Annotated in this window: 13 protein-coding genes; 1 reads left to right on the top strand and 12 read right to left on the bottom strand. The window is 55.3% G+C overall.

From position 1 onward, the window contains the following. Window positions 1-4 precede the first annotated feature (4 nt). Complete coding sequence (locus OCY70_RS03410; RefSeq protein WP_213425843.1) at window positions 5-472, bottom strand: DoxX family membrane protein; 468 nt, start codon at window positions 470-472, stop codon at window positions 5-7. A 66-nt stretch (window positions 473-538) separates the two neighbouring features. Continuing rightward, complete coding sequence (locus OCY70_RS03405) at window positions 539-1,651, bottom strand: DM13 domain-containing protein (protein WP_249724355.1); 1,113 nt, start codon at window positions 1,649-1,651, stop codon at window positions 539-541. Between the two features lie 672 nt (window positions 1,652-2,323). On the opposite strand from OCY70_RS03405, the gene mnmA reads away from it, so the two are divergent. Continuing rightward, window positions 2,324-3,427 (top strand): tRNA 2-thiouridine(34) synthase MnmA, encoded by a 1,104-nt coding sequence (mnmA, locus tag OCY70_RS03400; RefSeq protein WP_213425844.1) that lies wholly within the window; start codon window positions 2,324-2,326, stop codon window positions 3,425-3,427. A 79-nt stretch (window positions 3,428-3,506) separates the two neighbouring features. Here mnmA and OCY70_RS03395 read toward each other — a convergent pair whose 3' ends face one another. The 10 genes from OCY70_RS03395 to OCY70_RS03350 all read right to left on the bottom strand — a co-directional run bounded on the left by OCY70_RS03395 (window position 3,507) and on the right by OCY70_RS03350 (window position 14,484). After that, window positions 3,507-4,850 (bottom strand): hemolysin family protein, encoded by a 1,344-nt coding sequence (locus OCY70_RS03395; protein ID WP_261944572.1) that lies wholly within the window; start codon window positions 4,848-4,850, stop codon window positions 3,507-3,509. 220 nt (window positions 4,851-5,070) lie between these two features. Then, window positions 5,071-5,379 carry an ArsR/SmtB family transcription factor gene (locus OCY70_RS03390; RefSeq protein WP_261944571.1) on the bottom strand — a complete coding sequence of 103 codons (309 nt, stop codon included), beginning with the start codon at window positions 5,377-5,379 and terminating at the stop codon, window positions 5,071-5,073. 172 nt (window positions 5,380-5,551) lie between these two features. Continuing rightward, the gene (locus tag OCY70_RS03385; protein WP_213425846.1) at window positions 5,552-6,094 is read right to left on the bottom strand and encodes a PCYCGC motif-containing (lipo)protein; all 543 of its coding nucleotides are present in this window, start codon (window positions 6,092-6,094) and stop codon (window positions 5,552-5,554) included. Between the two features lie 59 nt (window positions 6,095-6,153). Beyond that, window positions 6,154-6,519, bottom strand: a complete 366-nt coding sequence (gene crcB / locus OCY70_RS03380; RefSeq protein ID WP_213425847.1) for a fluoride efflux transporter CrcB — start codon at window positions 6,517-6,519, stop codon at window positions 6,154-6,156. After that, the gene (crcB, locus tag OCY70_RS03375) at window positions 6,516-6,968 is read right to left on the bottom strand and encodes a fluoride efflux transporter CrcB (RefSeq protein ID WP_249724357.1); all 453 of its coding nucleotides are present in this window, start codon (window positions 6,966-6,968) and stop codon (window positions 6,516-6,518) included. The genes crcB (OCY70_RS03380) and crcB (OCY70_RS03375) overlap by 4 nt, the downstream gene beginning before the upstream one ends. 80 nt (window positions 6,969-7,048) lie before the next feature. After that, complete coding sequence (locus OCY70_RS03370) at window positions 7,049-8,374, bottom strand: replication-associated recombination protein A (protein ID WP_213425883.1); 1,326 nt, start codon at window positions 8,372-8,374, stop codon at window positions 7,049-7,051. Window positions 8,375-8,379: 5 nt separating this feature from the next. Next, window positions 8,380-9,132, bottom strand: a complete 753-nt coding sequence (locus OCY70_RS03365) for a tRNA threonylcarbamoyladenosine dehydratase (protein ID WP_197255707.1) — start codon at window positions 9,130-9,132, stop codon at window positions 8,380-8,382. Between the two features lie 117 nt (window positions 9,133-9,249). Further along, window positions 9,250-11,037: an aspartate--tRNA ligase gene (gene aspS / locus OCY70_RS03360; RefSeq protein WP_213425848.1), complete on the bottom strand. Its 1,788-nt coding sequence runs from the start codon at window positions 11,035-11,037 to the stop codon at window positions 9,250-9,252. Window positions 11,038-11,123: 86 nt separating this feature from the next. After that, window positions 11,124-12,374 carry a histidine--tRNA ligase gene (gene hisS, locus OCY70_RS03355; protein ID WP_213425849.1) on the bottom strand — a complete coding sequence of 417 codons (1,251 nt, stop codon included), beginning with the start codon at window positions 12,372-12,374 and terminating at the stop codon, window positions 11,124-11,126. A gap of 541 nt (window positions 12,375-12,915) precedes the next feature. Further along, window positions 12,916-14,484: a coproporphyrinogen III oxidase gene (locus OCY70_RS03350; protein ID WP_213425850.1), complete on the bottom strand. Its 1,569-nt coding sequence runs from the start codon at window positions 14,482-14,484 to the stop codon at window positions 12,916-12,918. Window positions 14,485-14,495: the final 11 nt, after the last annotated feature.

Here is a 14,495-nt window from a genome sequence, read left to right as displayed (position 1 = left end):
ATTGTCACATCCTTTTTTCTGCACCTTTCCAGCTTTTCCGCCACTTCGAATAAAGCCATCGTTCCACACTCACATACGATGTGAACCTCTTCCCGGTAAGAAGTATTGTTGCAATTAGTATATCCGTTGGATATGTGAATATCATATCGGCCAATATATAATTGGCATTCACGAACACCGACATAACTAGTGCAGGTACAATGAGTAATCCTATAATAAGTCCTAATCCTATAAGGATCTCTCCCCAAGGAATTACAACGTCAAAAACTCCTGAAAACGGACTTACCACGTGACTAAAAAAAGTTTTATACCATTCAGGAGAATCACGGTTTTCCGCGATGACCGGGATTAAACTTTCAACACCAAAACCACCTGATAACTTGTCATACCCAGATTTAAGCCATATCCATCCAAACAGAATACGAATCACACTTAATGCCCAACCACCTATTTGTTGAGTTACTTTCATCATTATATAATCTCCTTAAAAAAAAGGTACCATCCTCAAAATCAGCACGGTACCAATAATTCTTTTAATTTAACTAATATCAGCTGCACCAAATATCACATGAGCCTTGTCGCAATAAATAACGACGGAGTTATATTCACTAAGATCAGCTCCGTTCAGATCAAATGTTTGTTCGCTCTTGTCCACATCGATCTTCCCTAGCTTTTTGCCTGTCTGCACATCCTTGCCCTTTGTCAAATATATATGGAGGTCTGGACCTTTCGTTGTTTTGAAATTCGTTAGCATGACTTTACCATCTTTGATTTCCACATCGCCCTCGGATTTCTCATTTCCAGTACCAGTTAGCACACCTTTTTTCGCGTCCATTTGTTTATCTTTCAGATCTGCTGCGCCAAACGTAACATGTGCTTTATCGCAGTAAATAATAACCGAATCGTAATCACTCAAGTTAGCGTCACCCAGATCAAATGTTTGTTCGCTCTTATCCACATCGATTTTGCCTAATTTTTTGCCAGTCTGCACATCCTTCCCCTTTGTCAGGTAGATATGGAGATCCGGACCTTTTGCGGTTTTGAAATTCGTTAGCATTACCTTGCCATCTTTGATCTGCACATTGCCTTCGGATTTCTCATTTCCGTTTCCAGTCAGAATACCTTCCTTCTCTCCCATAGCCGAAGATACTGGCATATTATCCATTTTATTATCGGTCAAATCTGCCGCACCAAACGTAACATGTGCTTTATCGCAGTAAACAATAACCGAGTCATAATCATCCAAGTTGGCTCCAGCTAAATCAAATGTTTGTTCACTCTTGTCTACATCGATCTTGCCTAGCTTTTTGCCAGTCTGCACATCCTTGCCCTTTGTCAGATAGATATGCAAGTCCGGTCCCTTAGCCGTTTTAAAATTCGTAAGCATTACCTTGCCGTCCTTAATTTCTACATTACCTTCTGATTTCTCATTTCCTGTACCTGTCAAGATACCATACTTCACCATCATTGTACTTGTTTGCTGCTTTGTTCCTTCGTCGACAATAGCAGTTACTTTGTCAGGTGAATCTGATTTGGGCATGTTAGTTTGTGACCCATTCGTACTTCCAGTAGTTGTTGTGTTAGCTGCACCGCAACCCGCCAAAGCTGCTGATACGGCCAGTATTACTGTTGCAGTTCCAAGAAACTTCATATTCGTCATCTCCTCCAAGTTCTTATTCTTCAGCACTTGTGCTTACATTTGAATTCTAAAACAATCGTTTTCTAATTGAAATTAATCACCTCTTACAACTTTCTTAACTAATCATTAAGTCTTCAGTTACAATAATTCCAAAAAAAAGAGCGGCGACCTATTTCCCTTAACACCGGTAATAATCGCCGCTAACACTCACCTATTTGATTCTTTACTTAAGTAAATATTTAAAGGAGTACACTCAAATTTTTGACTTTTAAAGAACATTGAAGTTCGATAACTTTTTATTATCGTTAAGCCATTCTCTTACCAAGAGCAACTCAATTTTTAATAGAATTGTTTAATGCAGTCATCCTCTTTTCCCGGATTACAATTATTCTCTATATCGGTTCCTGGCGTTAAGATGTTTAGTCATCCAAAAAAAGGATGTAGGCTACATGTAGCGGATTTTTCAATTCGAGGAAAATACGCTAAACTAGCGGAAGGGGAAAGATTCACGGCAAAGCGGCCCATACTAGTAGCAAGCCGGGTGACCTTGGCAGATCGTTATTTTCCCCATCCAGTTTCAGCCGGATATGTTACAATAAAGTGATACTATAAATCGACGGGTCACGGCCAGCCAGCGGCCTTCAGCGCTCAGACCGGCCGGCCCGCAGCAAAGACGGTGATATCATGACAACTGCGAATGCCCATACCCGTGTCGTCGTCGGCATGTCGGGGGGCGTCGATTCCTCCGTAACGGCCTTGCTGCTCAAGCAGCAGGGGTACGATGTAATCGGCATTTTTATGAAAAACTGGGATGATACCGACGAATTCGGACATTGCACCGCCGAGGACGATGCCGAAGACGTGCGCCGGGTCTGCGAGCAGATCGGCATCCCTTATTATACGGTCAACTTCGAGCGCCAATATTATGACAAAGTGTTCTCCTACTTCCTGGAGGAGTACCGGCGGGGACGGACACCCAACCCTGACGTCATGTGCAACCGGGAGATCAAATTCGGAGAGTTCCTGCAAAAAGCGCTCGATCTCGGCGCCGATTACGTGGCCACGGGCCATTATGCCCGCGTCGTGCGGGAGGACGGCCAAGCCAAGCTTCTTCGCGGCATCGACCGTAACAAGGATCAGACCTATTTCCTGAATGCCTTGAATCAGGAGCAGCTCGCGCGCGCCATGTTCCCGATCGGCCATCTGCCGAAGCCGGAAGTGCGCCGGATTGCGGAAGAAGCCGGACTCGCCACCGCGAAGAAAAAGGACAGCACCGGCGTCTGCTTCATCGGCGAGCGCAATTTCAAGGAGTTTTTGAGCCAATATTTGCCGGCGCAGCCCGGGGACATGATCGACATCCGCAGCGGAGAAGTCAAGGGCCGGCATGACGGCTTGATGTACTATACGCTCGGACAGCGCCAAGGCCTCGGCATCGGCGGTTCGGGCACCGGCGAGCCTTGGTTCGTAGCCGAGAAGGATCTCGACCGCAATATTTTGTATGTCGTCCAGGGCGAATCCCATCCAAGCCTGTATTCGACCGGGCTTCGGGCGTCCGGCGTCAGCTGGATCGCGGGCGAGGCGCCGGACAAGCTGCATTGCACGGCCAAGTTCCGTTACCGGCAGCCGGATCAGGAGGTCACGGTCGAGCGAATCGGCGACGGGACGTATGAAGTGACGTTCGCCGCCCAGCAGAAGGCGGTTACGCCGGGACAAGCCGTCGTGTTCTATGACGGCGAGGTCTGCCTGGGCGGCGGAACGATCGACGCCGTTCATAAGCTCGAGTACTAATCGCAAGCGGGTTCCGCTCGGAAGCCCGGTAGACAGCAAATCCCCCCTCGCTCCGGGAGCGAGGGGGGATTTGTTCATTCTATACGGTCGTCGAGGCCGAAGAATCGATGTCGTCGCGGGCGGGCGCATCCAGCTTGCGGACATGCAGCCGCGCGATACGAAGATGATCGGTCTCCTCCACGATGAACTCGAACTGAGACTCGACGGCAATGCTTTGGCCTACCCGCGGCGGCACTTCCACCTGGGCGTAGATCCAGCCTCCGATGGTATCGTAATCGTCTGACACGATATCGGTGCCGAAATACGAATTCACTTCCTCGATCAGCAGGCGGCCGTCAATCGAATAATTCGACTCGTCCCGCTTCTCGATCTGCGGCCGTTCCTCGTCGAATTCATCCTGAATCTCGCCTACGATCTCCTCCATAATGTCTTCCAATGTGACCAGACCTGCCGTTCCGCCGAACTCATCGATGAGCAGGGCGATCTGCACCTTGTTCTTCTGCATCATCTTCATCAGCGCGCTGATGGAGATCAATTCCGGCACGCTCATCATCGGTCTCATCACTTGGCGTATATCTTCAATCCCCGGCGGCGCCTTCACCAAATCCTTGATATGGATAAAGCCGATAATATTGTCCTTGTCCTCGTCGCACACCGGATAGCGTGTATGCATTTCCGTGATTGCTTTTTCTTTGTTCTCCTCGAATGAATTTTGCGCATAGAGGCAGACCATATCCGTGCGCGGAATCATAATATCGCGCGCATGCGTCTCCGTGAAGTCAAAAATGTTATCGACCAAGGCAAGCTCGGTATTGTCAATCAGACCGCTCTTGTAGCTTTCTTTCATCAAAATGCGTATTTCTTCTTCCGTATGAGCCGACTCATGCTCGGAAGCAGGCTGAATACCGAATAACTTCAGCAGCCAGTTCGCGGTTCCGTTCAACAGCCAGATGAACGGATACATTATCTTGTAAAAGTAACGGAGCGGCGCCGCCGTCAGCAACGTAATCGTCTCGGCTTTGCGAATGGCCAGAGACTTCGGAGCCAGCTCGCCAAGCACGATATGAAGCACGGTAATGATGATGAACGCAATCACCGTGGATACGGTATGCAAGACGACCTCGCCGAGGCCGATGGCCTCCAGCGGCTGTTTCAGAAGCTGGGCCACCGTCTTCTCCCCAATCCAGCCCAGGCCGAGAGAAGCCAGCGTAATGCCCAACTGGCAGGCGGATAAATACGCGTCCAGATGCTCGGTCACATGCTGCGCGAACCGCGCCTTCGCATTGCCTTCCTGCACCAGCGTATCAATCCGGCTGCCGCGAACCTTCACCATGGCGAATTCGGCAGCGACAAAGAAACCGTTCAAAAATACAAGAAATAGAACCGAAAAAATGCCAAAGCCTATCGGTAACGGATCATCCAAACCTTCCCTGTCTTCCCGTCATCGGAACAGACAGGTACACCTCCCCATCAGAAAATAATTGCATTAAGAACATTATATAAGAAAGTACATAACCGTCAAATGGCGGCACGGCCCGAAAAACCGATGAAATGGCATCCCCTTGCCGTGCGCCCGGTTGACATTAAGTATATTCCGCCTCTACGGCGTCCTATCACCCGTTTTGCTCGGAAACGGGCCTTTTTTATAATTTGGAAGCATACCGCACCGCTTCATTCAGCAATCCGATTATATAGTCATCGTCGCAAATGTATAAAATATTTTGTCCTTCCCGCCGGTAACGGACAAACCGGTAGGCCCGCAGCGTCTTCAACTGGTGGGATACCGCCGATTGGGACAGCTGCAGCGTCTCCGCAAGCTGGTTCACGGAGCATTCTTCCTTGGCCAGCATGGACAATATCCGTATCCGCGTCGGATCTCCCAGTGCCTTGAAGGTTTGCGATACATGCTCGAGCACTTCAGGATCCAGATCTTTTCCCAGGAAATATTCCATCATTGTCTCTCCTTTGTCCTTTGGTCCACCCCCTGTATATTCCGGCTCCGGACGGGGAATGAACATATCCTCATATGTTGGCAAGCTGTTGCCTGTAGGATATGACAAAGCGGCTCAATTTAAACATGGCGTTTCAAGGAAATTGACGGCACGCGAATCGGCGCATCCCGGCTTATACGGCCGGCATCGGGGTAGGCGTAGGCTCCGCATATCCTTCTTTGTATTTCTCGTCGATGGCGTTGCGGATGTCGATGTCGCTCATCCCTTCGCTCTTCAGCTTGGAAGCCTCGACCGCGATATTAAGGCATACGCCGCAGCGGGTGCCGTGATCGTCCCATACGACGGCTCCGTCTTCTTCGATCTCCGCCACGAAGCAGTTCAGATTGCTCTGATGTCCTGCCGATTCTCCGCAGCCGCAATAGCAAGGCATCGAGGCGAGCAGTTCATGGTTGGCGGCCGCCAGCTTGTATATCAATTGCATCTCCTCGCTCTTATCGTCCATAAAAGACGGAAGCTGATCCGCGGACGCGGTCGTTTGCCGCAGATCCCCATTCGGCATCAGCCGCTCGGCCGCTTCCGGCTTCCCCGTCACGGCATGTCCGGCTTCGCCGCCGCTGCATCCGGCGGCTCCGAGCACCGATACCGTTACAATAACCGCTCCGATAAGCTTTTGAAGCTTATACCGTCCCGTTAAGCATTGCCTCGCTTCGAACATGTCGACTCCTCCATTTTCTTCACATTTCATCGATACTTCGCTTGACCATGCGGCCCGCGCTACCCTGGCAGTCCGGCCAGCCATCGTCCTCCCGCCGCAGCGGCGAGCCCGACGGCCGCCGTCAGGAACAGGTACAGCGCGCAGCGGCCGCGCTGCTTGTCCTTCCATAACGTCAATGCTTCGAAGCTGAAAGTTGAAAATGTCGTAAACGCGCCGCACCATCCGACCGCGGCGAAGACGTACAGGGGAGCGGGCAGCGCCTCGCGCATCCCGGCCAACAGGCCGAGCAGGAAGCAGCCTCCCCAATTGACAAGCAGCGTCCCCCACGGAAAGCGGCTGCCTGCCCGCCTTGCAATATAAGCGCCCAATTCATAACGGCTCCAAGCGCCAAATGCCCCGCCAATGGCTACCCACAGCATATTCATCGCCGTCCCTCCTCGCATGCGCCTGCCGGCTTGGACAGCCCCGCCCAGCGCATGCCGAGCCAGGCCAGCCCCAGTCCGAGGCCGATGCTGGCCGTCAAATAGATCATCGCGGCGGCATACCGCTGGGCCGCGAACAGGTCCAGCGCTTCGACCGCGAACGTCGAAAACGTCGTCGTTGCCCCCGTCAGCCCGGTTCCGAGCAGCGGCTTCCATAGCGGTGACAGGCCGGGTCGCTCCTGCAGCCAGGTGAAGAACCAGCCGAGAAAGAGACAGCCGGCCAGGTTGACGGCCAATGTCGCCCAGGGGAAGCCTGCCGGCGGGTCGAACGGGACCAGCAGGCCGATGCCATAGCGGAGACAGGCTCCTGCGCTTCCCCCTGCCGCGACGGCGGCTCCCGCCGCTCTCCGCATCGCTGCGGCCTCCGCTCTGTCTGTATGCTTCGCCATCATACTTTCCTCTCCCTTCCGAATGCTGTCTGTTCGGCCTCTGGATGCTTGGAGCCGGTCCGCCGCGGAAACCTGCGCTGCCCTTAGTCCCCGTTGTCCGGCTTTGCTTGGCGTCTCCGTTCCTGATTCAGGCGCATCTTCGCCTCGGTCCCTTGCTCGCTCGCCATGAAGAAGATCCGATTGCGGATCGAATCCGGCAAATATTGCTGTTCAACGTAATGTCCGGGATAATCATGCGGATATTTGTAGCCCTTGTGCCCGAGCTTCTCGGCTCCCTTATAATGCGCGTCGCGAAGATGGAGCGGCACGGGAGCCGACGGATAGTCGTCGAAGGCCGCCATGACGCGGGCGATGGCCGCCGGAATCGAATTCGACTTCGGACTCTCGACGGCGAAGAGTATCGCCTGGGCGACAATATACTTCGATTCCGGCCACCCGATGCGGTGGTACGCCTCCATCGCGCTGACCGCCTGAACCATCGCCTGCGGATTGGCCAAGCCGATATCCTCGCTGCAGGCGACCGTCAGGCGGCGGATGAAGGTCATCGGATCCATGCCGAGCTTCTCCACCGCGTAGAGGAACCAGTAGAGCGCCGCATCGCTGGAGCCGCGGATGCTCTTGTGGAAGGCGGACAGCACATCGTATTGCACCGATTCGTCCGCCTGCACGAGCGGCCTGCGGACAGACTCCTCCGCAACCTCCATCGTGATGCGGACCGTTCCGTCCGCCTCCGGCGAGGTCGTCATGACCGCCAGCTCCAGCGCGTTGAGCGCCCGGCGAATATCGCCGTTCGCCATCGCGGCGATATGCTCCAGCGTTCCCGGCTCCGCTTCCACCTTCATGAAGCCGAGACCCCGTTCCGCATCGGCCAGCGCGCGCCGCATCGCGATCAGCGAATGCTCCTTCGTCAGCGGCTTGAGCTGGAACAGCGTCGACCGGCTCATCAACGCCCCGTTGACGTGGTGGAACGGATTCTCCGTCGTGGCGCCGACGAAGATGATCGTTCCCTTCTCGACGGCGGGCAGCAGCGCGTCCTGCTGCGACCGGTTGAAGCGGTGCACCTCGTCCAGGAACAAAATCGTCTTTGTATTATACAGATTGCGGTTGTTCTCCGCCTGCTCGATGACCGCCCGCACGTCTTTGACCGAGGCGTCGACCGCATTGAGACGGACGAACTCGCCCTGCGTGCGCTCCGAAATAATATTGGCCAGCGTCGTCTTCCCGCATCCCGGCGGCCCGTACAGCAAAATCGAAGAAATGCGATCGCCTTCGATCGCCCGCCGCAGCAGACGGCCCGGACCGACGATATGCTCCTGGCCGATATATTCGTCAAGATTGTGCGGGCGCATCCGATCGGCGAGCAGCCGCATGCCCGGCTCCCGCTCTTCCTGATAGGAGAATAAATCCATGTTCATCACCGTGATTCTAACGTAGTAAGCAGATCGCGGACGACGACGCTTACCATGATCAGCCCCGCCACCGGCGGCACGAAGGAGTTGCTGGCCGGCGGCTGCTTCGCCTTGCGGATATCCGGCGCCGTCTCCGGAACGATCTTCTCGGTCACGTCAACGCGCGGCTTCAACGGCTCCTCGGTCGAGAAGACGACCTTGACTCCTTTTTTGATGCCGTCCTTGCGCAGCTTCTGCCGGATGACGCGCGCGATCGGATCGACCGTCGTCTTCGAGATGTCCGCCACCTGGAAGCGCGTCGGGTCCATTTTGTTGGCCGCTCCCATGCTTGAGATAATCGGGATGTTGCGGCGCAAGCATTCCTTAATGAGGTGAATTTTATAAGAGATCGTGTCCGAAGCGTCCACGACATAATCGAGATCGTAGGCGAACAGCTCCTCGTACGTCTCTTCCGTATAGAACATATTCAAGGCGATGGCGTCGCACTCCGGATTAATGAGCTTGATCCGCTCCCGCATCAGCTCCGCCTTCTTCTGCCCGACCGTCGTCGTCAAGGCGTGAATCTGGCGGTTCACATTCGTGATGTCGACGACATCCTTATCGATCATGATGATGCGCCCGATGCCCGTGCGCGCCAGCGCTTCCGCAGCGATGCCGCCGACGCCGCCGATGCCGAGCACGGCGACGGTGCTGTTCTTCAGCTTGTCCAGCCCTTCCGGGCCGATGGCTAATTCTGTACGCGAAAATTGATGCAACATCAGCTATTCCTCCTGCGGGCCTACCGCCCGAGTATAATGGCAACGCCCCTGGCCGCCTGCTATATAGCATAGATCGGCAAGGGGCGTTCGTTCAAGCTGCTCGAAGCAGCGGGCGTGTTATTGCTCTTCTTTCTTGTCCTTCTTCTTGAAGGTCGATTTGATATGAAGCTGCTCCAATTGAGCCGGCTCTACGAGGTTCGGCGCGTCCATCATCAGATCGACCGCGCTGGCCGTTTTCGGGAACGCGATCGTCTCGCGAAGATTCGTGCGGCCTGCCAGCAGCATAATCAGACGATCGAGACCTAGGGCGATCCCGCCGTGCGGCGGCGTGCCGTATTCGAACGCGTTCAGCAGGAAGCCGAACTTCTCTTGCGCCTCTTCCGGAGAGAAGCCGAGCGCCGTGAACATTTTCTCCTGCACGTCGCGCTTGTAGATCCGCAGCGAGCCGCCGCCGACTTCGTAGCCGTTCAGCACGAGGTCGTACGCCTGAGCCCGGATTTGGCCCGGATTCGAATCGAACAGATGCAGGTCTTCGTCTTTTGGACGGGTGAACGGATGGTGTGCCGCCACATAGCGCTTCTCGTCCTCATCATAGTCCAGCAGCGGGAAGTCGACGACCCAGGCGAACTTGAACACGCTCTCGTCTATAAGATTCAGTCTGCGGCCGATGTAGAGGCGCAGGTTGCCCAGCACATCGTAGACGACCTTGCGCGTATCGGCGGAGAAGAGCAGCAGGTCTCCGTCCTCGGCGCCTGTGCGCTCGCGCAGAGCGGCGATCTCTTCCTCGCTCATGAACTTGACGATCGGACCGCGGAACTCGCCGTCCTTCACTTGAATCCACGCCAGGCCCTTCGCCCCGTAGCGCGCCGCGTACGGCCCCAGATCATCGATATCCTTGCGGCTCCACGTGCCGCAGCCTTTGGCGTTCAGCACTTTGACGACGCCGCCCTTCTCGATGACGGAAGCGAATACTTTGACGCCGCTGTTCGCCACGAGATCGCAGACGTCGACCAGCTCCAGGCCGAAGCGCAGGTCCGGCTTATCCGAGCCGTACTTCTCCATCGCTTCCTGATACGTAATGCGCTGGAACGGCGCCGGAATGTCGACGCCGATCGTCGACTTGAACAGGCGGACCATCAGTTGCTCCATCATAGTCTGGAGCTGTTCCTCGGACAGGAAGGAGGTCTCGATGTCGACCTGCGTGAACTCCGGCTGGCGATCGGCGCGCAGATCCTCGTCGCGGAAGCAGCGGGCGATCTGGTAGTAGCGCTCCAGACCCGATACCATCAGCAGCTGCTTGAACAGCTGCGGGGATTGCGGCAGCGCGAAAAATTCGCCCGGATGCACGCGGCTCGGCACGAGATAATCCCGCGCCCCTTCCGGCGTGCTCTTCGTCAGAATCGGCGTCTCCACTTCGACGAAGTCCTGCTCGTCGAGGAAATCGCGAATCACTTTCGACGCTTTGGAGCGCAGCTTCAGCGTGCGCTGCATTTCCGGACGGCGAAGGTCCAGGTAACGGTAGCGCAGACGAAGCGACTCGTCGATTTCGATGCCGTCTTCAATGAAGAACGGCGGGTTTTTGGCCCCGTTCAATATTTCTATCTCCGTCACACGAACTTCGACATCGCCTGTCGGCAGGTTCGGATTGACCGTCTCCGCGTCGCGCAGGACGACTTGTCCGCTCACCGCCACGACGAATTCATTGCGCAAGCGATCGGCAATCTCATGGGCTTGGCTTGAAAATTCCGGGTTGAATACGATTTGCACGAGACCGGTACGGTCGCGCAGATCGACGAACAATACGCCTCCCAAATCCCGCCGGCGCTGCACCCATCCGTTCAAAGTGACGGTCTCTCCGATGCGGGCCTTCGTTATGTCTCCGCAGGAATGCGTTTTATACATCATGAACTCCACTCTCCTCATCATCGATCGTTCTTCATCTATGTTCTTGCATCGTCTGCCTCTTGCCGGCATACTGGCGTCTCAGCAGGTCAAGCCTGCTTCAATTGCCGCGCCAATTCGGACAGCGGCACGAACCGCTGCTCCCCGCTGGCCAGTTCCTTCAGCGCAATCTCGCCCCGGGACAGCTCGTCATCGCCCAGTATCCCGGCGTAACGCGCCTGCATGCGGTCGGCCGATTTCATCTGCGCCTTCATCTTGCGGCCCTGGTAATCCTTCTCGGCAGCCAGTCCTTCACGCCGCAGATCGTTCAGCAGCTTCGTCACCTCGGCCTCCGCCTGCTCGCCGAGTCCGATCAGATAAATATCGAGCGGGGACGCCTCGTTGCAGTCGACGCCCTGCTTTTCCAGCAATAGCGCGATTCGTTCCAGCCCGATGCCGAAGCCGATGCCGGGCTGATCCGGACCGCCGATATCCGCCACCAGGCCGTTGTAGCGGCCGCCGCCGCCGACCGTATCGATGGCGCCGATGCCCTGCGCCTTGTACTCGAATGCCGTATGCGTATAATAATCGAGTCCGCGCACGAGGCGGTGGTTCACTTCATAGTCGACCCCCATCGCCGACAAATACTGCTTGACCTTGGCAAAATGGGTCGCGCACTCTTCATCCAGGCTGTCCAGAATCGAAGGCGCATCGCCGAATTTGTCCTGATCGACCTTGCAGTCGAGCACGCGCAGCGGATTGCGTTCCATTCGGGACTGGCAGTCCTTGCACAGCGATTCCTTCATCGGCTCCAAAAATTGCAGCAGACGCTCCCGGTAAGCCGCGCGGCTCGGCGCGTTGCCGACCGAATTGATCTCCACGCGCACGCCGGTCAGCCCGACCTGCTTCATGAATTCATACCCGAGCGCGATAATCTCCGCATCCAGGCTCGGATCGACAGCCCCGAACGCCTCCACGCCGAATTGATGGAACTGGCGGTAGCGTCCCGCTTGCGGCCGCTCATAACGGAACATCGGCCCGATATAATAGAGCTTGGTCACATCCGGCTCGCCGTACAGCTTGTTCTCCACATAGGAGCGAACGACGCCTGCCGTATTTTCCGGACGCAGCGTCATGCTGCGATCGCCCTTGTCCTTGAACGTATACATTTCTTTCTCCACGATATCCGTCGTCTCGCCGACGCCGCGCTCGAATAGCTCGGTCTGTTCGAATATCGGGGTCCGGATTTCCTTGTAGTTGAATCGACGGCACAGATCGCGGGCTTTGCGCTCGACCGTCTGCCATATCTCGACGGTGCCCGGCAGCAAATCCTGCGTGCCTGTCGGCTTCTGGTAAGCCATGTTCTTCCTCCTCCTGCCTGCTTCCTGAAAATAAAAAAACTCCCGCCCTGCAAATGTAACATTTGCTAAGGGACGAGAGTTGGTTGTCGATTCCAATCACCCGTGGTGCCACCCACATTCCGCTGTCCGCTCTCCCTCGCCGGCACTTCAGCCTTCCGGATCGCTTCCCGCGCTTCATTTACGTATAACGCACGCCAGGCGCCGAACGGCTACCCATCCATTCCGTTCCGAATGGAGTTCGCCGCCGGTTCTCGGGGATGTCCTTCGCCCGTCCATCATCAAGGTTCTTCCAGCCAAGGAACCTCTCTCTGCGCATGTGGGGCGGGTTACTTGTTCCCGTCATTGAATCGGTTGGTATGTCAAATATAATGAACATTGTAAGGATGTAACACGCTAAAGTCAAGAAAAAAAACCTACATCAGATGTAGGTCCAGCAAAAGAATATATTAAAAAGGGGGTCATGCATTCAGTATAGGGCGCAAATATTAAAGGAACATGAAGCAAAGATTACAAACAGATTACAAAAAAGCAAGCGTTTCCTTTAGGCTTCTTTGAACAATTCCTTCATCATTTCTATTTTTTTGCGCGTTACTTCGACATAATTGTCATTGTATACTTTCGGTTCCTTCGGGTTGGCGAAGCGCGTAATCGCTCCGGTTTGCGGATGCACCCATTTGGAGGATGCGCCGCAGCCCAATCCCAGAATCGATTGAATTTCTTCGATAATGAGGATATTGTACAGACTCTCGGTGCCCGGCAGCGCATAGCCGACATTTTCCAGGTTGCCGAGGATATTTTTCTGACGGTACAAATAATACGGAACATAGCCGTGCGCCCCCGTCCATTCCGCCGCCATCGTCATCATCCGCTCGACCTCTTCCCGGTCGGCCACCTTGAATTTCTCCTCGCCGCGGTGGCGGGTCATCTCGGAGGCGCGCTTGAACGACAGCGTATGAACCGTCACCGATTCCGGCATGAGCCGTTCCGTCTCCCGCAGCGTATGGGCGAACTCGGCCGTCCCTTCTCCCGGCAGTCCGATAATGAGATCCATATTGATATTCTTCATGCCGAGCTCGCGCGCCAGCTTGTATTTCTCCACGGTCTCTTCCACGCTGTGATGGCGGCCGATAATATTAAGCGTCTCCTGAATGTAAGACTGCGGATTGATGCTGATGCGGTCGATATTCCACTTGCGCAGCACCTCCAGCTTCTCCGGCGTGATCGTATCCGGGCGTCCCGCCTCGACGGTAATTTCCCGCACCTGCTCCACATTCGGGAAGGAGGTCATCATTTCCTCATACAGCATGTCCATCTCTTCCGCCGTGATGCTGGTCGGGGTTCCGCCCCCATAGTATATCGTCGTGATCGGAATATTCCGCTCCTTCAGGAAGCGTCCGATCTCGCGCATTTCATAGTGAAGCCCGCCAAGGAACGAGTCGACGGAGCCTTGACGCCCGTTGATGTCGTACGCCGGGAACGTGCAATAGGCGCATTTGGTCGGACAGAACGGGATTCCGATATAAATACTTAACTGGCGCTGAAGCTGATCCAAATCGGGCAGCGCCGTCAACTGGCGTTCCACAATCTGTTCCATCAGCGCGATCTTGCTGTCCGTTATCAAATATTCCTCGCGAAGCATCTTCTTCGCTTCGTCCTGCGACAGCCCGCGCCGCCGCGCATCATGCATCAGCTTCGTCGGGCGGACGCCGGTCAGAATGCCCCACGGCTGCTCGATGCCGGTCCATGCGGTCAGCACCTGGAGCAGCGCATGGGAGAATGCATTCTTCACCTGCTTGCGGTACTGCTCATAGGTCGCTTCCGCAGGCACTGGACGTTCATTGACGGATTCCAGGGGAGAGCCGTCCTTCCGCTCCAGCGAAGCGCGGACGCGAACCCGCCCCGCTGCCGCGAGCGGGAACGATTCGGGCGCGAGCCCGCCCTCCGGCTCGGTCTGCGCGAGACGGATGACCGCCTCGGCTTCCTCCGCCCGCTCGCCCTCCGGCTGGAGGCTGACCTGATACGTGACCTCCGGCTGCTCGATGAACAATTGAACAATATGAATAAGCGAACGTTCAAACGCCGCTTCATTGGCGATTACTGTAATGCGCATTTTCCTGCAAG

This window comes from Paenibacillus melissococcoides, assembly GCA_944800085.1.
GTDB classification, from domain to species: Bacteria; Bacillota; Bacilli; order Paenibacillales; family Paenibacillaceae; genus Paenibacillus_B; species Paenibacillus_B melissococcoides.
Note: the sequence above shows the minus strand (reverse complement) of the source record. Positions and strands in the feature narration are given on the sequence as shown.

What these genes read in the sequence shown, in the direction of transcription:
- OCY70_RS03410 (WP_213425843.1), bottom strand. Translation starts at nt 472, where the DNA reads ATGATGAAAGTAACTCAACAAATAGGTGGTTGGGCATTAAGTGTGATT.
- OCY70_RS03405 (WP_249724355.1), bottom strand. Translation starts at nt 1,651, where the DNA reads ATGAAGTTTCTTGGAACTGCAACAGTAATACTGGCCGTATCAGCAGCT.
- mnmA (WP_213425844.1), top strand. Translation starts at nt 2,324, where the DNA reads ATGACAACTGCGAATGCCCATACCCGTGTCGTCGTCGGCATGTCGGGG.
- OCY70_RS03390 (WP_261944571.1), bottom strand. Translation starts at nt 5,379, where the DNA reads ATGGAATATTTCCTGGGAAAAGATCTGGATCCTGAAGTGCTCGAGCAT.
- OCY70_RS03385 (WP_213425846.1), bottom strand. Translation starts at nt 6,094, where the DNA reads ATGTTCGAAGCGAGGCAATGCTTAACGGGACGGTATAAGCTTCAAAAG.
- crcB (WP_213425847.1), bottom strand. Translation starts at nt 6,519, where the DNA reads ATGAATATGCTGTGGGTAGCCATTGGCGGGGCATTTGGCGCTTGGAGC.
- crcB (WP_249724357.1), bottom strand. Translation starts at nt 6,968, where the DNA reads ATGATGGCGAAGCATACAGACAGAGCGGAGGCCGCAGCGATGCGGAGA.
- OCY70_RS03370 (WP_213425883.1), bottom strand. Translation starts at nt 8,374, where the DNA reads ATGGATTTATTCTCCTATCAGGAAGAGCGGGAGCCGGGCATGCGGCTG.
- OCY70_RS03365 (WP_197255707.1), bottom strand. Translation starts at nt 9,132, where the DNA reads ATGTTGCATCAATTTTCGCGTACAGAATTAGCCATCGGCCCGGAAGGG.
- aspS (WP_213425848.1), bottom strand. Translation starts at nt 11,037, where the DNA reads ATGATGTATAAAACGCATTCCTGCGGAGACATAACGAAGGCCCGCATC.
- hisS (WP_213425849.1), bottom strand. Translation starts at nt 12,374, where the DNA reads ATGGCTTACCAGAAGCCGACAGGCACGCAGGATTTGCTGCCGGGCACC.
- OCY70_RS03350 (WP_213425850.1), bottom strand. Translation starts at nt 14,484, where the DNA reads ATGCGCATTACAGTAATCGCCAATGAAGCGGCGTTTGAACGTTCGCTT.